Here is a 19,178-nt window from a genome sequence, read left to right on the forward strand (position 1 = left end):
CGAACTCGTGCAGCGGCTCGGCCTCGCAGGTAGAGCGTCGGGTTACCGCGCGATCTCGCTCTGGGCGGAAGTCGCGGGCCCCGAGATAGCGCGAAGGACCTTCGCTTCGAGATTCGTGGACGACGTGCTCTACGTCGACGTCGATTCCCCTGCGTGGGCTTCCCAGCTCACCTTCGTAAGGCAGGCGCTGATCGACCGGCTCAACGCGAGGCTCGCTGCCGGCGGTGTTGTGAGGGACATCAGGTTCCGCCCGCGGGGTTCGCGCAGGACGGTCGCCGGGGAAGCTCCGCTTACCGGGCTCGCGCTGGTGCGGTCCAGGTTCAGGACAGTAGCGTACGCCCGCGAGGATGAGGAGTCCGCGGCGCAACTCACCGGGCCGGACGAGGAGGCCGCAGCGGCGCTCAGGAAGCTCTTCCTTACCCACCGGCGTCTCGAGGTCGCCAGATCCATGTCGGGGTGGGAGAGATGTCCCAGGTGCGGCCGCACGCGCGAGCGCGCGGCCGGGGAGTGTCCTTGTCGCGGGGAAGGATCGTCGTAGGGACCCGGCCGGGCGAGGACTCGTGGAAGGGAGGCTACGGATTTGCTGCTACACGTCGGCGCCGACGTCACCGTGCTCGTGAAGGACGTCGTGGTTCTGGTGAACATGAGGAGCGGGATGGGAGAGGCCACCCGAGAGTTCCTGGGCAACATGCGCCACAAGGGCGCGGTCGAGCCGGTCGGCGAGGGCAAGCCCAAGTCCATGGTGGTGCTGCGGGACCGGGTGGTCTCGTCACCCATATCGTCGGTGACGCTGAAGAGGCGCGCCGAGGAAAAGGACGTCCTGGGGGATCTGGAATAGGGCCACGTGCAGGACGGGGGACCGAACATGGATTCGACACCCAGGTCCTGCCTGTGATATAATCGCCATGGACTGCAATCAATGGAAGTGCCGTTTGAGCAGGGAGGAGGTGTGCGGCGCAGCATGAAAGACGAGGACGGCAGGCCGAACGGTCAGAACGGACAAGCCAACGTCGTATACGACGAGACGCAGATACAGGTACTCGAGGGGCTCGAGGCCGTCCGCCGCAGGCCCGGCATGTACGTCGGCAGCACCGGTCCAAGGGGCCTCCACCACCTCGTATACGAGGTCGTGGACAACTCCGTCGACGAGTCGCTGGCCGGCTTCTGCAAGAATATCGAGGTCGTGCTGCTCAAAGATGGGAGCGTTAGCGTAGCGGATGACGGCCGCGGCATACCCGTCGGGATCCACCCGAAGGTCGGCCGCCCGGCGGTCGAGGTAGCGCTGACTATGTTGCACGCCGGCGGGAAGTTCGGCGGCGGGGGCTACAAGGTGTCGGGCGGGCTCCACGGCGTCGGCGTGTCTGTCGTCAACGGGCTCTCCGAATGGCTCGTGGTCAGGGTAAAGCGCGAGGGCGGCGAGTTCGAGCAGCGTTACGAGCGCGGAAAGCCTGTGACCGATCTCGTCAGGCTCGGCGATTCTGCAGAAACCGGCACGACCGTGACGTTCATGCCTGACTCCGAGATCTTTGAGGAACTGAATTTCGACTACGACACCGTGATGCAGCGACTCCGCGAACTCGCATTCCTCAACGAGGGGCTGCGTCTTTCAATACGGGACGAACGGGCGAACCAGCAGGACTCCTTCAAGTACGACGGCGGACTGTCTTCGTTCGTGGAATATCTCAACAAGAACAAAGACGCGCTCCACCCGAAACCGGTTTCGCTTCGCGGCGGCAAAGAGGGCACGGAGGTTGAGGTTGCCCTGCAGTACAACGACGGGTACCTCGAGGGCATCTACTCTTTCGCGAACACCATTCGGACAGTGGAGGGCGGTACGCACGAGTCCGGGTTCAAGATGGCCCTGACCAGGGTGATAAACGACTACGCCAGGAAAATGGGCATCCTCAAGGAAAACGAGGCTAACCTGACCGGCGAGGACGTGCGCGAGGGCCTCGTGGCCGTCGTGCACGTGAAGATAGCGGAGCCCCAGTTCGAGGGCCAGACGAAAACCAAGCTGGGCAACACCGAGGTCGCCGGGATCACCAACTCCGTTGTCGGCGAAGGCCTGGCGGTATTTCTCGAACAGAACCCGCCGATCTCGCGGCGCATCGTCGAGAAAGCGGTGCTCGCGGCGAGGGCGCGCGAGGCTGCGAGACAGGCGCGTGAACTCACGCGGCGCAAGAACGCGCTCGAGATCTCGTCGCTGCCCGGCAAGCTGACGGACTGTATAACGCGCGACCCCGCCATGGCCGAATTGTTCCTCGTGGAGGGCGATTCGGCTGGCGGCTCGGCTAAGCAGGGCCGCGACAGGAGGTTTCAGGCAATCCTGCCGCTGCGCGGCAAAATCCTGAACGTCGAGAAGGCGCGAATGGACAAGATCCTCAACCACGAGGAGATCAGGGCGATAGTAACCGCGCTTGGGACAGGTATCGGCGACGAGTTCGACCTCGGCAAGGCGCGTTATCACAGGACCATAATCATGACCGATGCCGACATAGATGGGGCGCACATACGGACGCTGCTGCTGACGTTCTTCTACAGGCACATGACTCGGCTCATAGAGGCGGGATACGTATACATCGCGCAGCCGCCGCTGTACCTGGTGACTAAGGGCAGGGCGGGGAAATACCTGTACAGCGACAGGGATCTCGAGAAGTACTTCAAGGAGAACGGCCGCGATGGGGTCAGCATTCAGAGGTACAAGGGCCTCGGCGAAATGAACCCCGATCAGCTTTGGGAGACCACCATGAACCCCGAGAACAGGACGCTGATGCAGGTCACGGTGGACGACGCGATCGCGGCGGACCAGACGTTCACGGTATTGATGGGCGACAGGGTGGAGCCGCGGCGCGAGTTCATCCAGCAGAATGCGGAAAAGGTCAGGAACCTCGACACCATCGGGTAGGGGTGATTCGCGGTAGGCGGGCCGCCGGCCGGCCTACCGGCCAATTCAAGAGGTGACGCGGGTGGATTTCACTGCGGGGAAGATACTTCCGGTCGACATAGAAGACGAAATGAAGCGCTCGTACATCGATTACGCGATGAGCGTGATCGTTTCGCGCGCGCTCCCCGACGTCCGCGACGGGCTGAAGCCGGTGCAGCGCCGCATCCTGTATTCCATGTGGGAGCTCGGGATGACCCCCGACAAGCCGTACAAGAAGTCGGCCAGGGTCGTCGGCGAGGTCCTCGGCAAGTACCACCCCCATGGCGATGCCCCCGTCTACGAAGCCATGGTGAGGCTGGCGCAGGACTTCGCGTGCAGGTACCCGCTCGTCGACGGCCATGGGAACTTCGGTTCGATCGACGGAGACGCACCTGCGGCGATGAGGTACACCGAGGTCCGCATGTCGCCGCTGGCGACCGAGCTCATGGCCGACCTGGACAAAGAAACGGTCGACTGGACGCCCAACTTCGACGAAACCCTCAAGGAGCCGGTCGTCCTTCCGTCCAGGTTCCCGAGCCTGATGGTGAACGGCGCCGGCGGCATCGCTGTCGGCTATGCCACCAACATACCCCCGCACAACCTGGGCGAGGTCATCGACGCGCTCGTCATGATGATAGACAAACCTGACGTGACCCCGGGCGAGCTGATGTTCGCGATCAAGGGGCCTGATTTCCCGACGGGGGCGCTAATCGTCGGGCGTGAAGGTATCAAGGAGGCGTACACCACCGGCCGCGGGATCGTCACGATGAGGGCCGTGGCGCGTATCGAGGGCACCAACGGCGGCAAGGCGCGCATCATCGTGACGGAAATACCGTACCAGGTCAACAAGGCGAACCTGATACAGCACATCGCCAACCTGGTCAGGGACAAGAAGATCGAGGGCATCTCCGATCTGCGTGACGAAAGCGACAAGAACGGCCTTCGCATTGTGATAGAGCTCAAGCGCGAGGCGAACGGGAACGTGTTGCTCAACCAGCTCTACAAGCACACCGCGATGCAGCAGTCGTTCGGCATCATCATGCTTGCGCTGGTCAAGGGGAAACCCCTGGTGCTCAACCTGAGGGACGTCCTGTTCCATTACCTCGAGCACCAGAAGGAAGTCATAATCCGCCGGACCCGGTTCGAGCTCCGGAAGGCCGAGGAAAGGGCGCACATCCTCGAGGGTCTCAGGATCGCCCTGGCCAACCTCGACAAGATAATAAAGTTGATAAGGTCGTCGCGGACCGTCGACGAGGCGCGGAACGGCCTCATGACCACGTTCGGCCTCTCCGAGAAGCAGGCCCAGGCGATCCTCGACATGAGGCTGCAGAAGCTGACCGCCCTGGAACGCGAGAAGATCGAGGAAGAGTACCAGGAGCTCGTCAAGACGATGGAATACCTGCGCGCCGTGCTCGCGAGCGAGCAGATGGTTTACTCGATAATCCGCAGGGAGATCCTGGGTATCAAGGATAAATTCGCGGACGAACGCCGCACACGAATCGTGGACGAGGTCAAGGACTTCGAGGTCGAGGACCTCATCCCCGAGGAGGATGTGGTAATCACCCTCACCCACAACGGCTACATAAAGAGAATGCCGGCGAGCACCTACAAGGCGCAGCGGCGCGGCGGGCGTGGCATCACCGGCGCCAGTACGCGGGAGGAGGATTTCGTCGAGCACCTGTTCATAACGTCGACCCACCACCATATGCTGTTCCTCACGAACAACGGGAAGGCGTACAAGCTCAGGGTGCACGAGATCCCCGAGGCGTCGAGGCAGGCCAAGGGCCTCGCGGCGGTCAACCTGATCCAGGTCGAACGGGATGAGAAGATAACCGCCGTCATCCCGGTGAAGGAGTTCTCGCCCGGGCAGCACTTGCTGTTCGCCACGAGGAACGGGACGGTCAAGAAGATCGATATCGGCGAGTTCGCCAACGTGAGGCGCGGGGGGATCCGCGCGCTCGAACTGGACGAAGGGGACGAGCTCGTCGGGGTGCACCTGGTGGCGCAGGGTGAGGAGGTAATCCTCGCCACGGAGTCCGGGCAGGCGATACGGTTCGTGGAGGGCGACGTCCGGCCGATGGGCAGGACGGCGCGCGGAGTAATCGGCGTCAGGCTCGGTAAGGGCGACCGCGTCGTGGGCATGGACGTCGTCCGGCGCGGCATGGACGTGCTGACCGTCACGACCAGGGGGTTCGGCAAGAGAACGCCGGAGGACCAGTACCCCGTCCATTCGAGGGGCGGCAAGGGCGTGCGTAACATCCGACTTACCGGGAGAACCGGCCGCGTCGCAGGCATCAAGGTCGTCCGCGAGGGCGACGAGGTGATGCTCATTTCGGCCGAAGGCATAATAATCAGGATGCCGGTCCGCGAAGTGAAACTCATGCAACGGGCTACTCAGGGCGTTACCCTGATGAGACTCGAGCCGGGTGGCGCCGTCACGGGGCTTGCGATCGCCGCGGCGAAGGAAGAGGATTGAATTGGATCGCGGGCTTGAGGTTTTCGAACACACCTCAGACCTCGGGATAATCGCGCGGGGGGAGAGTCTCGAGGAGACGCTCGCCCGCCTCCTGCGCGGGGTGTTCTCGATCATCACGGACCTGTCCGCAGTCGTGCCGGGCCGCGCGTGGACGATAAGCGCCTCCGGTCACGACCTGGAGGAAGCAACGGCCGGCATCGTCAACGAAGCCCTTTTCCTGCACGAGACGGAGAGGGCTTTGTGTTCATCATTTGAAGTGGCAGTGCGGGCGCCGTCGCCGGGCGACCAGGGAGTAGTGATCGAGGCCCGGTGTTGCGGGGAATGCATCGACCCTGGCCGGCACACCATTCAGAAGTACATAAAGGCCGCCACGTATCACGGGATCCGCGTGTTGTCCCACGAGATCAGGATAATCCTCGACGTTTGACTCTATCGTCCGTTAACCGGGAGTGAGTGTCATGGCCAAAAGCGGGTGGGCGGGTCCCTTGAAGCCCCTCGGCAAGGGGAAGTGGCTCATACCGAAAGAGTACAAGCAGGGCATGAGGGTCCCCGGGATCATTTACGCCGACGAGCGTTTGATGGAATCGATCAGGGAGGACCAGGCCCCCGAACAGGTCGCGAACGTCGCATGCCTGCCGGGGATCGTCGCGGCGTCGCTCGCGATGCCGGATATCCACTGGGGTTACGGCTTCCCTATAGGCGGGGTCGCGGCGATGGACGTGGAGACGGGCGTGATAGCCCCCGGCGGTATAGGTTACGACATCAACTGCGGGGTCCGTCTACTGAGGAGCAACCTGACGGTCGACCAGGTACTCCCGCGCGTGCAGGACATCGTGGACGAGTTCTTCGGGATGATCCCCACGGGCGTCGGCTCGGAGGGGAAGGTCAGGATGGAGCGCGGGGCGGAATCGAGCGTGCTGGAAAAGGGCGCAGCGTGGGCGGTGGAGCAGGGCTATGGCTGGAAGGAGGACCTCGAACGGTGCGAGGAAGGCGGCCGGATGCCGGGTGCTTCGGTGGACGCCGTGAGCGCCAGGGCGCTCAAGCGGGGGCACCTGCAGGTCGGGACGCTCGGGTCAGGCAACCATTTCGTGGAGATAAGCGCCGTGGATGAGGTGTACGACGAGCAGGCGGCACGCCTGTTCGGCCTGGAGAAGAACCAGGTCGTGTTTCAGGTCCACTCGGGGTCGAGGGGTTTCGGCCACCAGGTCTGTACGGACTACCTGGACATCATGTGCTCGGCCATGAGGAAATACGGGATCTCGGTGCCCGACCGGCAGCTCGCGTGCACGCCCGTGAAGTCGGACGAGGGGCGTTCGTATTTTGCGGCCATGGCGTGCGCCGCGAACTACGCCTGGGCAAACCGGCAGGTGCTGGGCCACCTGGTTCGCGAGGGCCTGGGGAGGGTTTTCCGGTCGTCCCCGCGGAACCTCGGGCTCGATCTTGTGTACGACGTGGCACACAACATCGCGAAGTTCGAGGAGCACGAGGTGGACGGCGTGAAGCGCAGGCTGTGCGTGCACCGGAAAGGGGCTACGCGGGCGTTCCCGCCGGGTCACCCCGGTGTCCCCGCCAGGTACCGCGACGCCGGCCAGCCGGTACTCGTGCCGGGTGATATGGGCAGGAACTCCTACGTCCTGGCCGGCACGGCGGCCGCCATGAGGGAGACCTTCGGCTCGACGTGCCACGGAGCGGGACGGCTCCTCAGCCGTGAAGCCGCCAAGAGGCAGATCCACGGGCGCGAACTCAGGGTGAGCCTGAGGGAGAAGGGGATCATCGTCCGCGCCCCGAACGACGCCTCGCTCGCGGAGGAGGCCCCCGGCGCATACAAGGACGTAAACGTGGTGGTGGACGTGGTCCACAACGCGGGCTTGTCGAAGAAAGTGGCGCGGCTCAGACCGCTCGGCGTCATTAAGGGGTAGGCGGTGGGGTGGTGACGAGTTCGCCGTCCTTCTCCCGCAGACCCCGGTAGAAGTCGCCGCGGAGGAAGAGTAGAGCCCGGCGGTGCTTGCGCCCGCCGAGCCGTGGAAATATAATTGAGTGTGACCTGGTCTGTAAAGATGACACACGGATGACCATTCCGGTGAAGGGGAGCAGTAGGCCTCGCCCCTGGCAGAGAGCCGTTTATCAGGTGAGAGGACGGCAGGACAGGCAGGACCGAATCCGCCCCCGAGGATCTGGCGAAAAGGCGGCGCCTTCCGTACGGACGTGCGGTGGGGGAGGCCGGTAAGCGCAGGCGCTGGGGAGCGTTAGAGCCCACTTGAGGGGATCGCGTGTTCGCAGGCGGTGTCGTGGACAGCGGTCAATCGGGGTGGCAACGCGGGAGCACGCTCTCGTCCCTTTGGGGCGAGGGCATTTTTGTTTGGGCCATCACGGTATCCGGAGGGTGAACTGGAGCAAGCATACAGGGGAGGGGACGAAAATGAAGCACACGGCTCAAATCGGGGTGTTCGGCGGGACCGGGTTCTACAAATTCCTCGAGGGTGTAACCGAGGTCTGGGTTGAGACCCCGTACGGACCCACCAGCGATAAGGTCGCGCTGGCCACCGTGGCCGGCCGGAAGGTGGCGTTCATTCCACGGCACGGCAAGGAGCACACGATACCGCCCCACATGATCAACTACAGGGCAAACCTCTGGGCGATGAAGGAGCTCGGCGTCACCAGGATAATCGCGCCGTGCGCCGCGGGAAGCTTGCAGCCCGACGTCAAGCCCGGCGACCTCGTGGTGTGTGACCAGTTCGTCGATCGCACGAGCGGCAGGAAGGACACGTTCTACGACGGGCCGGTGACCACGCACATTGGGACGGCCGAGCCGTACTGCCCCGAACTCAGGACCCTCGCGATCGACAAGGCGAAGGCGCTGAACCTCCCGGTCCGCGAGAAGGGCACCGTGGTCGTCATCCAGGGGCCGAGGTTCTCGACCAAGTCGGAGAGCCGGTGGTTCTCCAAGATGGGCTGGGAAGTCATCAACATGACGCAGTACCCCGAGTGCGTGCTGGCGAGGGAGATCTCGATCTGTTACGTGAACATTTCGGTCATCACCGATTACGACGTGGGCCTGGAAGGGCAGCCCCACGTCGCATCCGTCACACACGAGGAAGTAGTCAAGGTGTTCCAGGCCAACATCGGGCATTTGAAGAACCTGCTGTTCGAGATGATCGCCGCAATGCCGGCCGAGCGGGGCTGTGCGTGCAAGGACGCGCTCAAGATTGGGAGGTTCGAATAGGTGCTAAAGCCCGTACGCTATGGGGACGGGGTGGTGTACATACTGGACCAGCGCAGGTTACCGCTGGACGTGCAGGTAGTCGAGTGCCACCGGTATGAAGGGGTCGCGGATGCTATCAAGGGGATGGCCGTGCGTGGCGCGCCGGCCATAGGTATAGCGGCGGCGTACGGGATCGCCCTGGCGTCGAGGCAGGTTGCCGCCAGCGACGACACTGTCGCGGGTCCGGCTGCCGCAGAGACTGGCTCCGTGGGAGATGCGCTCCGCTTCATCGAGCACGCGGCCTCCGTGTTTGCGAAGACCAGGCCCACCGCCGTCAACCTGTTCTGGGCGATCGAGCGGATGATGCGCGTGGCTCGCTCGGTGACGGGGGACGCCGCCGCGCTCTCCGCGGCGCTGGAACGGGAGGCCCGCGCCATCGACGAGGAGGACGTGCGGCACAACCGGGAGATGGGCGAGCACGGGAGCCGGCTGGTGCGGGATGGCGCCTCCATACTCACGCACTGCAACGCCGGCGCGCTGGCCACGGGCGGGCACGGCACCGCGCTCGGGGTTATCAGGACGGCGTGGGAGCAGGGGAAGAAGGTACGTGTCTACGCGGACGAGACCAGGCCGCTCCTCCAGGGCGCCAGGATCACCGCCTGGGAGCTCCAGAAGGACGGGATACCCGTCACAGTGCTGGCGGACAACATGGCCGGTTACCTCATGCGGCTCGGCCGCGTCGATATGGTTATCGTCGGGGCGGACAGGATCGCCGCCAATGGCGACGTGGCCAACAAGATCGGGACCTACAGCCTGGCAGTGCTCGCGCGCGAACACGGCATACCGTTCTACGTCGCCGCGCCGGGGTCAACCGTAGACCTTCGGATACCCGACGGGGCGGCCATTCCGATAGAGGAAAGGTCGCCGGAGGAGGTAACTCACGTGGCGGGGGTCCGGGTCGCGCCGGAGGGCGTGGAGGTGTTCAACCCCGCCTTCGACGTGACCCCCGCCGCGCTCATCACCGCGATCATTACGGAGAAGGGAATCATCCGGCCTCCGCTCGCCGAGGGCCTGCGGGAGGTATTCTCAACACCAGAATAGGGAGTGGGGGTTATGCTGGATATCAGGTTCATACGGGCGAATCCCGAACTGGTTGAAGAGGCTGCGGCCAGGAAGAACATCAAACTCGACCTGACCGGGCTCCTCGGCGTCGACGAGCAGAGGCGCAAGATGCTCGTCGAGGTCGAGAACCTGAAGGCCGAGCGGAACCGCGTTTCCGAGGAAATAGGGCGGTTGAAGAAGGCCGGGGCCGCCGCTGCGGACAAGGCGGAAGAGATGACCGCCAGGATGAGGGAGACCGCCCAGCGGATCAAGGAGATCGACGCGCAGGTCGCGGAGGCGAACGCCCGCCTCGAGGCGCTGCTGCTCAACGTCCCGAACATCGCGCACGAGTCTGTGCCGGTCGGGCCGGACGCGGAGTCGAACAAGGAGGTCCGTAAATGGGGAGAGCCCAGGGCGTTCGCGTTTGAACCCAGGGCTCACTGGGACGTCGGCGCGGCCCTCGGGATACTCGACTTCGAGCGGGCCAGCAAGATGGCTGGGGCCAGGTTCCCGCTGTTGAAGGGGGCCGGCGCGCACCTGGAGAGGGCGCTCATCAACTTCATGCTCGACCTGCACACCACGAAGCACGGGTACACCGAGTCGGTGCCGCCGTTCATGGTCAACCGGGATGCCATGGTGTGCACGGGCCAGCTCCCGCGGTTCGAGGAAGACATGTTCAAGGTGAGCAACAACGGTTTCTACCTGATCCCGACGGCCGAGGTCCCGCTCACAAACATCCACAGGGAAGAGGTCGTAGACGAGTCGGCTTTACCGCTGTACTACACCGCGTATACGCCGTGCTTCCGCGCAGAAGCGGGCTCGGCGGGGCGCGACACGAGGGGCGTCATCAGGAACCACCAGTTCAACAAGGTGGAACTCGTGAAGTATTGCCTGCCGGAGAACTCGTTTGACGAACTCGAGTCCCTGACGCGGAACGCCGAAGCCGTCCTTCAGGCTCTCGGGCTTCCTTACCGCGTCATGCTGCTGTGCACCGGCGACATGAGCTTCGGGTCCGCGAAGACCTACGATCTCGAGGTCTGGCTGCCGAGCTACAACGCGTACAAGGAGATATCGTCGTGCAGCAACATGACGGACTTCCAGGCGCGGCGCGGCGGCATCCGGTTCAGACGGGCGGCCACCGGCAAGGTGGAGCTGGCCCACACCCTGAATGGCTCAGGCCTGGCGGTCGGGCGCACCTGGGCTGCCGTCCTGGAGAACTTCCAGAACCAAGACGGTTCCGTGACTATCCCGGAGGCCCTGCGCCCATATATGGGCGGAATGGAGGCGATCCGCCCCGGTTAACGTGGCGATATTCAGCCGGGCTGCGTTAATCTGGGCGGCACGGCATTCGCCAAGAGTTGACACAATTCGACATTGCGTGGTACATTGAAGCAAGCTGGACGCTATTCGCAGCACGATCCGGATCAACTGATGCGGCTCACACGCGGCAGCATTCGTAGACGGGTTCACACAGGCGTCTGGCTCTTTCTTTTCCCCCCATGCGGGAGCCGGCAACAGCGATGGCTCCCGCGTTACGTTTTTGATATACTATTACCGCTACGCGGAGGGGTGCCGGAGCGGTTGATCGGAGCGGTCTTGAAAACCGTCGAGGTCCTCCAGGGCCTCCGTGGGTTCGAATCCCACCCCCTCCGCCATACCATAGTCGTTCATCTCCAGCGCGCGCTGGTAGTCGGCCCTGGTATTGATGTTGAAGAACAGGCGCCGCGGGTCCCCGCAGGACGCCAGGAGGTCTCCTTCGAGGTAGAATACGTCGACGTCACCCAGGAATGACCGGACCTCCCTGGCACCCCGCTCGAGGGCCGCGAGCACGGCGCCCAGGACGGCCGTGCTGTACCCTGCAACCAGTGGCTCGATATACCCTTCCCAGCGGGGGACGACGGCGGAATGATGGTCCAGGCGCCTCGCGATGGATGATATTATGCAGGGATTCAGGAACGGGAGGTCGCAGGCCACGAATATGCCCGCGCCGCCTGCCGGGAGCGAGCTGAGGCCCGCAGCGATACCGGCCAGGGGGCCGGTCTTTCCAGGGTAATCGGGTATCGCGCGGGTCGCAGCGCAGAATGGGGCCGCTGGCGCCCGCAACGCGCCGGGCGGTAGGACTGCCGGCGAGGCCGGTTGCGAACCCACGATGACGACCTCACGGCACACCGGGGCTACCGCGGCGACTACCCGCTCGAGGAGTGTCGCTCCTCCGAATGCCAGGCCCGCCTTCAGTAGCCCCAGCCGGTTGCTCTTTCCTCCCGCGAGGATAAACCCCGTGTACACGCCGGTGTGACCGCTGCGCCCGATCGGCGTCTACCCCCTGACCTTCCTGTAGAGGTCGAGGAACTCTTCCTCGGAGACGAGACCACGCTTCTCGATGCCGAGGTTCTTCACCATCTGAAGCAGCTTCTCGATCTCGACATCAGGCAGCGGGTCGAGTCCGAGGTCGTGCATGGCCTGCTTTATAGACCCCGCGCCGCTCTTCTTGCCGAGCACGACGCGCGGCGCCTGCCCGACGAAGGGCGGGTTGAGCGAGAACATCGCGAGCGGGAACTTGTAGACCATGTCGATACCTATGCCGGACTCGCGCACGAAATTTCCGGACCCTACTATCGGCTTGTTCGGCGCCATGGGGAACCGCGTGAGCTCGCGGACGAGCGTCGAGAGCTCCTGTAGCTTATCGATCTTGTACTGGTTCTCGTATCCGTAGAGCAGCTTGAGGCAGACCATTACTTCTTCAAGCGCGGCGTTACCGGTCCTCTCGCCGAGGCCGTTCACGCAGGTGTGTACTACTTCGGCGCCCGCTGCCACGGCCGCGAGGGCGGTGGCCACTCCGAGTCCCAGGTCATTGTGGGTATGTATCTCCACGGGCAGCCCCGTTATTCTCTTCACCAACCTGGTCAGGTATGCGGCGGCGGATGGAAGCGCACAGCCGGTGGTGTCCACCACCCCGATGGAATCGGGCTTGCTCTGGGCGAGGACTCCCTTTAATACTTGCTCCAGGACCGCGGGATTTGCCCTTGTGGTGTCGTAAGGGAAGAACACCGCGTGGAGGCCGCGTTCCTTCGCGTAGGCTACCGCGTCGACGCTCTTGTTCACCACGTCCTGGCCGGTCCAGCCGAACTGGTGAATCAGCTTCGGTTCGCCGATGGGGACCTCGATGACGACCCCGTCGGCGCCGCAATCGTGCGCCATGTCGATGTCCACCCTCATGGCGCGGGCGAACGTGAACACCTTGGACTTGAGGCCGAGCTTGCATATCTCGGCTACCGCCTGGGCGTCTTCGGTGGACACGGCGGGCATGCCGGCTTCGATTCGCTCGACCCCGACCTCGGCGAGCTTCTGCGCGATCCTCACCTTGTCTTCCTTGCGGAGCACGATCCCCGGTGTCTGCTCGCCGTCGCGCAAGGTTGCATCGTGAATTCCTATGGTCTTCGGCAGGTCCAGCCCGTCGCGGACCTCCTTCACGTGGTTGAACGGGCTGGTCCACCAGAACTCGCTTCGCCATGGTTCGTAGTGCATTGTCCTTCCTCCCAGTGACGACAGATGTCTTCCCGTGCGTTGTTGCCTGGGCCTATCGCAACGCCCGCCCAAGGGCGGGCCACTCGGTCGAAATGTAGACGACGGCGCCGGTGCTCCAGGCATACCGGCCCAGCCGTACTTGTTCAAACGATTCGTCGTCCAGCAGCGCTATGGCGCGGCCCTCGCAGTGCTGCAGGCACGACGGGGGAAGCCCGGTCGACAGCCTGTCCGTGCAGAGGTCGCATTTGACGGGTGGCCCATAGAGCGCCGCATGGGGCGTCGTACCGGGCGCCGTGGCAGGCGTGCGGGCTGGTGCTCCGGCCACGCCGTCGCTCACCCTGTCGCCGCCGCCCAACTCAATCGCCCCGTATGGGCAGGCCTCGGCGCACTGGCCGCAGCAGGTGCACCTGTCGCGGACGATCCTGACCTCGCCGTGGGGCCCCTTCTCGAACGCCTCGAAGGGACAGGCGGCCGAGCATACGGGGTCTTCGCAGTGCTGGCAAAGACACGGCACGTACGCCGTGCGGAGCCGCCCCCCGATCCGCCTCGGGCCGATCCTCTCCACGCGTATCGCGGCCGCTCCCGGGGGCAGGCCGTGCTCCCGCTTGCACGCCACCTCGCACGCGTGGCAACCCCAGCAGCGGTCGAGGTCGATCACGAGCCGGCGTCGCCGCCAAGGATGGCCAGTGCCTTGCTGGACCGCCGCATTTGCGTGCGCCATCATCGCTCACCACCCTTCCGGCCAACGCCGGTGGAGATGCCCGCAGGAGCTACGCGGCCCAGCGCCGGGGTGTCCGCCCTGCGGACTCTGCACAGCAGCCCGCGCAGCGGGGTGGTCCCCGTGCCCTCAGCGCACGGCGAATTGGGCACCGCCAGGTTCACGTTGTACTCACCCCACCAGCCGGGGGTAAGCTGCACGACCCCGGGCTTGATACCCTCGCTCAATTCGGCAAATGCCCTGCACTGGCCCGTCGGAGTCTCGACAACCACTTCGTTCCCCTGCGCGATGCCCAGCGCCGCAGCCGTCCCGGGGTGAACCCACATCAGCGGCTCGGGGGCAATCTCGCGCAACAGGGGTATCTGGCGATACTCCGTGTGCCTGTATGCGGAAACCCGTCCGCCCGTTGTGAGTATGAGAGGGTAATCGCCGGCAAGAGACCGTCCGTCCGCGTCCCTCCTTAGAGGGCTCTCGAATGGTTCGGTGTACACTGGAAGCGGCTGCACGCCCTCTTTCTCGAGGAGTGACGAGTAAATCTCAACCTTGCCGGATGGTGTATCGAAGCCCTTCTCCTCGAACTTGCGGTACCGGATCGGGCTATGGAGGCGGTGTACCTCGCAGAGCTGCTTGAACGTCAACCCTGTGGGTTCGAGCAGGTACTCGAACATCGCATCCTCGCTCGGCCAGAACCGGTCCTCCAGCCCCAGCCGGCGCGCGAGGTCGAGGACGATCTCCACGTCCGAGCGCGGCCCCGAGCCCGGAAGCCCGATTTCCGAGGCCTTCTGCTGCGCGATGGTGTACTCGGGCGAACACTGGAACGACGAGATGATGTTGTTCCGCTCGAGCCACGATGACGCCGGCAGCACCACGTCCGCTATCCCGGCCGTGGGAGTCAGAAAGAGGTCGGCGACCGCTATGAACTCGAGCCGGGAAAGCGCGTCCGCCACGCGGGTGGAGTTGGCGTAACTCACCAGCGCGTTGCTGCCAAATATGAGCGCCGCCTTGATCGGATTGGGTTCCCCTGTAATCATCGCTTCGAACACCGACGGCATGTGCGCCGACGGCACAGGCGAGAGGTCGCCGCAAAGAAGAAGGTACTTATCGTGGCCGCAGCGCTTCTTGCGGAGGTCTTCCGGCACGGCGTCGATCATGATGTGCCTGTGAGTGTTCCGGCTGCGGTCTCCGCGAGAGGACGGGAATACGTTACCACCGCGGACGTCGATGTTGCCAGTGATGGCCGCAAGCAGCGATAGGGCGCGGCAGGCCTGCACGGGATCGCTCGTCTGCTCGATTGCCACGCACCGGCTGACGCACGCGGGGCGCGTCGTGGCGTAGACCGACGCAGCCTTCTCGATAAGGTCGGCAGAGACTCCTGTCACATCGGCCACCTTATCCAGCGTATAGCCCGCCAGGTGCTCGCGCAACCGGTCGAAACCAGTAGTCCACTTCTCCACGAACTCCCCGTCGTAGAGCCCGCGAGACACTATGACGTTAAGCATCCCGAGCGCGAGCATCGTGTCGGTGCCGGGCCTGAGCTGGAGCCAGATGTGCGCCTTCGACGCCGTCTCGGAGAACACGGGGTCGACGACGATGAGCCTCGCGCCGCGGGCGCGCGCGTCCATGATGTCCGCCGCGCGCACCGGCCATGTGGCCGGGGGGTTGGTCCCCCAGACGAGAATGCAGGCCGTGTGCGCGTAATCCGGTGATTCCATGACCGCGCCGCCGAAAGTGACTTTGCCGTCGACGAGCCGCGGCCAGAGGCACTGCGCCCAGCCGGGCGTTCCCGAGTTCACCGCGCCGAATACGTTGGCCAGGCGGCTATACTCACGACTCCAGCCCCTGCGCGTGCCCAGCATGAACGACACGCCCTCGGGCCCGTACCGATCCTTGCACTCGGTGAGCCGCCGGGCCACGAGATCGAGCGCCTCGTCCCACGAGACCTCGCGCCATTTGCCCGACCCGCGCGGGCCCACGCGCACCAGCGGGGTCCGGACACGGTGTGGGCTGGACACGAGGTCCGGCGAGGCAAGGCCCTTGGGACACAGCACGCCCTTCGTCACCGGCGATTCGGGGTCGCCTTCGACCCGCGCGACCTGGCCTGACTCGCAGTCCACGAACACCAGTACTTCGCAATTCGAATTGCATGAGAAGCAGGCCGATCTTACCAGGCGCATGCGGCGCCCGGCGATCTCGAACGGCCTGTCGTCGTGCCGCGACCACAGCCCCCTGAACTCGGATACGGGGCAGCCGAGCCGGTTCTCCGCCCAGACCTGCGCCTGGGAGGCGTCCGCGCGGAACTCCGCGGCCTCATCGCCGGCGAGCCTCCGGGCGAAATCCAGCTTACGCTCCACCGGAAATCCCCCTACCGGCGATCCCCCTCGCCTTCCGCGCGCGACCCATGTGAATCACCACGAACAGCACGAGCATGCCTAGTCCCGCGAGGTCCGTGATCAGCCGCGTGTCGATCAGGAGGACGCCGCCAAGGAACGCGAGTACACGCTCGAGCGGGGTACATTCCGTCAACCCGTAGCCCTGGATGGCCACTCCGAAGCCGAAGACGCCGACGGTTGCGCCGGTCGTGACTCGGATGATCTCGAGCAGGGGGCCACTCATCATCAGACCGGGACCGTATACCAGCATGTAAGGGACGATGAACGAGATCAGCCCGAACCTGAACGCCGTCCAGCCGACCACGTTCGGATCGGCCCCGGCGATCGCCCCACCCGCGTATGCCGACAGCGCCACGGGCGGCGTGATCGTCGAGATACAGCCGAAGTAGAACACGAACAGGTGCGCAGCGAGCACCGGAACGCCCAGTTTCACGAGAGCGGGGACCGCCATCGTCGCCAGCACCACGTAAGCCGCGGTCGTCGGGAGGCCGCACCCGAGTATCAGCGACGCGACCATGGTGAGGAGCAGCGCGAGCAGTATGTTGCTGCCCGCGAGGGCCAGCATTATCTGGGATATCTTGAGGCCCAGCCCCGTCATAGACGTGACGCCGACGATTATGCCCGAGCAGGCACACGCCGCCGCCACGCTGATAGTGCTCTTCATCCCGTCCGATATCGCGGCGTAGAACCTGGCGGGGAACTGAGCCTGCGCGCCACCCAATACCAGGTCTAGGCCGAGAATGAACGCCACGGCCCATACCACGGCTTTCATGGGCGTCATCCCCTTGAGGATGAGCGCGATGAGCACGAACACGGGGATGAGAAGGTACAGCTTCCTCGCGAACGCGCGGTCTATCTTGGGCCTTTCCTCGTCGCTGAGTACCGGGATATTCTCCTTGACCGCCTCGAGGTGGACTATCAGGTAGATGCTCAGGAAATACAACAGTGCGGGGATGGCGGCGGCTTTCATTACCTCGATGTATGGTACGTTTATCATCTCGGCCATGAGGAACGCCGCAGCGCCCATCACCGGGGGCATGATCTGGCCGCCCGTAGAGGCCACGGCCTCGACGGCCCCTGCTACGTGGGGTTTGTACCCGATTCTCTTCATCAACGGAATCGTGAACGTTCCCGTGGTGACCACGTTGGCGACCGCCGATCCCGAAATGGTGCCCATCATCGCGCTGCTTATGACGGCCGCCTTCGCCGGCCCACCCTTGAGCCTGCCGGTCGCCATGAGCGCGAGGTCCACAAAGAACTGCCCGCCGCCGAACTTCTCCAGCACGGCGCCGAAGATGACGAACAGCGCGACGTACGTGGCGGAGACGGACATTGCGATCCCGTAGATACCCTCGGTGGACGAGTAGAGAAACGCGATTATCCTCTGCACGGTGTAGAACCTGTGTCCCATGAATCCGGGTATCCAGGCGCCGAAATACGCATACAGCAGGAAGAGCCCTCCGGTGATCGTCAGGGCCAGGCCCACTACCCTTCGGGTGGCCTCGAGCACCACGATCAGGGCGATAACGCCCATCACCATGTCGGTCGTATTGGTTACACCCGCCTCGACGGCCACTCGCTCCCAGCTTAGCAGCCCGTATACTCCGGTGACGGTCGCGGCGGCCGCGAACAGGTAGTCGATGACCCCGGGTTTCTTGCCGCTCTTCTTCCCGGCGGGGTAGAGCAGGAACACCAGGACCGATAGCACGGTCCAGTGCAGGCCGCGCTGGAGCATCGCGGAGGAAACGCCGAACGCCCCCGTGTACAGGTGGAATAACCCTAGCGCGAACGCCACGACGGCCGCCGCAATACCGATAGTCCCCGGGTCCTTCCTCATCTGAGGGCCTTCTTCTATTATCTGTGACATGGAATCGTCACTCCTCGAGCCCCAGCAGGTAAGCGGGGTTGTCCCTCGTCATCAGGTGGATGTCCTCGCGCGAGACCCCGCACTTCAGCATGAGCTCGCAGTAGACGCGCATGCCTTCGACCGGCGACGGGGTCTCAACCTGGCCGTAGTCGGTCATCATGACGCAGTGTGAGGCGCCCACGCGCTTGATTACGGCTGCAATTTCACGCGGGTCCTGACGCCCGTGTAGCGGTGAGCACGCCCCGAGCGACAATTCGAGGAAAGCGCCGGCCTTCACGAGCTGCTCCAGGATATCCATTGTGAAGTCCTCGAGCCAGGCGTTCGGATGACAGACGGTGAACCTCTTCAACCCCGCCTTGATCGACCCGTCCGCCAGCGCCAGTGTTTCCTGGGGAGAAACGTGGCCGCTGCTGACCACCGCCCCATAGTCCGCCGCGACTTTCAGTACGTCCATGGCCTCGGGTCTCAAGGTGGCGGCGCTCCCGTCTTTCAGTACGGAAATGCCGGGAACGCTGAAGCCGAACGACTTCTTCTCGAGGTACTCCTTGATCCAGTGACCCTTCCTGCCCTTGTCGATGCAGTACTGGGCGTCGACCGTCGGCATCCAGATGTACTTGCCGCCGGTCTTGAGCATCGATACCACCGCCCGCGGATTCAACCCGCCGACGGTCTGGTTCAGCGAAATCCCCCCGAACGTGAGGATCTCGGGAACGACCTCCCTGGTCAGCGCAGCCTTCTGCGCGGAAGGGGCGAGGTGGTCCTTCACGACGATCGCCCTCATGCCGCGAGCTGCGGCCTCCCTGGCGAGCTGGATGCTGCTCGAATACCTGGGGCTGTCGTCAGGTCCTATGTGAATGTGGCAGTCTATCGCTCCTTCGAGGAAGGAACTCACGGTTTTCATCCTCCCAGGCTGACAGGATAGTGTAAGCCTGCTGGTGGGCTGCGGCCTGATCGCCGCAGCCCACCACGCTTATCC

General features: G+C 64.2%; 14 protein-coding genes, 1 tRNA gene and 1 pseudogene. 10 read left to right on the plus strand and 6 right to left on the minus strand.

Annotated elements, in window-relative coordinates:
• Window positions 1-7 precede the first annotated feature (7 nt).
• From HPY55_05070 to HPY55_05115, 10 genes are all read left to right on the plus strand, one after another.
• On the plus strand, window positions 8-538 hold the full coding sequence (locus tag HPY55_05070) for a DUF721 domain-containing protein (protein NPV70008.1): 531 nt from the start codon (window positions 8-10) through the stop codon (window positions 536-538).
• A gap of 42 nt (window positions 539-580) precedes the next feature.
• Window positions 581-838 (plus strand): DUF370 domain-containing protein, encoded by a 258-nt coding sequence (locus HPY55_05075; protein NPV70009.1) that lies wholly within the window; start codon window positions 581-583, stop codon window positions 836-838.
• A gap of 123 nt (window positions 839-961) precedes the next feature.
• The gene (gene gyrB, locus HPY55_05080) at window positions 962-2,905 is read left to right on the plus strand and encodes a DNA topoisomerase (ATP-hydrolyzing) subunit B (GenBank protein NPV70010.1); all 1,944 of its coding nucleotides are present in this window, start codon (window positions 962-964) and stop codon (window positions 2,903-2,905) included.
• A 43-nt stretch (window positions 2,906-2,948) separates the two neighbouring features.
• Window positions 2,949-5,399 carry a DNA gyrase subunit A gene (gene gyrA, locus HPY55_05085; GenBank protein ID NPV70011.1) on the plus strand — a complete coding sequence of 817 codons (2,451 nt, stop codon included), beginning with the start codon at window positions 2,949-2,951 and terminating at the stop codon, window positions 5,397-5,399.
• Window position 5,400: 1 nt separating this feature from the next.
• Window positions 5,401-5,826 carry an archease gene (locus HPY55_05090; protein ID NPV70012.1) on the plus strand — a complete coding sequence of 142 codons (426 nt, stop codon included), beginning with the start codon at window positions 5,401-5,403 and terminating at the stop codon, window positions 5,824-5,826.
• 31 nt (window positions 5,827-5,857) lie between these two features.
• Entirely contained in the window at window positions 5,858-7,318 is a 1,461-nt protein-coding gene (locus tag HPY55_05095; GenBank protein ID NPV70013.1) for an RtcB family protein, read from the plus strand.
• 500 nt (window positions 7,319-7,818) lie between these two features.
• Window positions 7,819-8,622 carry an S-methyl-5'-thioadenosine phosphorylase gene (locus HPY55_05100; GenBank protein ID NPV70014.1) on the plus strand — a complete coding sequence of 268 codons (804 nt, stop codon included), beginning with the start codon at window positions 7,819-7,821 and terminating at the stop codon, window positions 8,620-8,622.
• Window positions 8,623-9,702: an S-methyl-5-thioribose-1-phosphate isomerase gene (gene mtnA, locus HPY55_05105; GenBank protein ID NPV70015.1), complete on the plus strand. Its 1,080-nt coding sequence runs from the start codon at window positions 8,623-8,625 to the stop codon at window positions 9,700-9,702.
• Window positions 9,703-9,714: 12 nt separating this feature from the next.
• Window positions 9,715-11,004, plus strand: a complete 1,290-nt coding sequence (gene serS, locus HPY55_05110) for a serine--tRNA ligase (protein NPV70016.1) — start codon at window positions 9,715-9,717, stop codon at window positions 11,002-11,004.
• A 261-nt stretch (window positions 11,005-11,265) separates the two neighbouring features.
• A tRNA-Ser gene (locus tag HPY55_05115) sits at window positions 11,266-11,357 on the plus strand.
• 127 nt (window positions 11,358-11,484) lie between these two features.
• On the opposite strand, the pseudogene HPY55_05120 reads toward HPY55_05115, so the two are convergent.
• From HPY55_05120 to HPY55_05145, 6 genes and pseudogenes are all read right to left on the minus strand, one after another.
• Window positions 11,485-12,012, minus strand: a pseudogene (locus HPY55_05120) (molybdenum cofactor guanylyltransferase).
• Window positions 12,013-12,018: 6 nt separating this feature from the next.
• Window positions 12,019-13,227 (minus strand): 2-isopropylmalate synthase, encoded by a 1,209-nt coding sequence (locus HPY55_05125; protein NPV70017.1) that lies wholly within the window; start codon window positions 13,225-13,227, stop codon window positions 12,019-12,021.
• Between the two features lie 52 nt (window positions 13,228-13,279).
• A complete protein-coding gene (locus HPY55_05130) occupies window positions 13,280-13,948 on the minus strand; it encodes a 4Fe-4S binding protein (protein NPV70018.1) in 669 nt (222 codons plus the stop codon).
• Complete coding sequence (locus tag HPY55_05135) at window positions 13,948-16,296, minus strand: molybdopterin-dependent oxidoreductase (GenBank protein NPV70019.1); 2,349 nt, start codon at window positions 16,294-16,296, stop codon at window positions 13,948-13,950. Before HPY55_05135 ends, HPY55_05130 begins: the two co-directional genes overlap by 1 nt.
• Complete coding sequence (locus HPY55_05140) at window positions 16,286-18,172, minus strand: TRAP transporter permease (protein ID NPV70020.1); 1,887 nt, start codon at window positions 18,170-18,172, stop codon at window positions 16,286-16,288. The genes HPY55_05135 and HPY55_05140 overlap by 11 nt, the downstream gene beginning before the upstream one ends.
• 37 nt (window positions 18,173-18,209) lie before the next feature.
• Window positions 18,210-19,094, minus strand: coding sequence for a hypothetical protein (locus HPY55_05145; GenBank protein ID NPV70021.1), 885 nt, complete (start codon window positions 19,092-19,094; stop codon window positions 18,210-18,212).
• Between the last annotated feature and the right edge of the window lie 84 nt (window positions 19,095-19,178).

It is taken from the genome of Bacillota bacterium, from assembly GCA_013178305.1.
Lineage (GTDB): Bacteria > Bacillota > Sulfobacillia > JABLXB01 > JABLXB01 > JABLXB01.

Excerpts from the sequence above, each read along its gene's own strand:
- gyrB (NPV70010.1), top strand. The coding sequence starts at position 962 with ATGAAAGACGAGGACGGCAGGCCGAACGGTCAGAACGGACAAGCCAAC.
- HPY55_05095 (NPV70013.1), top strand. The coding sequence starts at position 5,858 with ATGGCCAAAAGCGGGTGGGCGGGTCCCTTGAAGCCCCTCGGCAAGGGG.
- HPY55_05100 (NPV70014.1), top strand. The coding sequence starts at position 7,819 with ATGAAGCACACGGCTCAAATCGGGGTGTTCGGCGGGACCGGGTTCTAC.
- serS (NPV70016.1), top strand. The coding sequence starts at position 9,715 with ATGCTGGATATCAGGTTCATACGGGCGAATCCCGAACTGGTTGAAGAG.
- HPY55_05125 (NPV70017.1), bottom strand. The coding sequence starts at position 13,227 with ATGCACTACGAACCATGGCGAAGCGAGTTCTGGTGGACCAGCCCGTTC.
- HPY55_05130 (NPV70018.1), bottom strand. The coding sequence starts at position 13,948 with ATGGCGCACGCAAATGCGGCGGTCCAGCAAGGCACTGGCCATCCTTGG.
- HPY55_05140 (NPV70020.1), bottom strand. The coding sequence starts at position 18,172 with ATGAGGAAGGACCCGGGGACTATCGGTATTGCGGCGGCCGTCGTGGCG.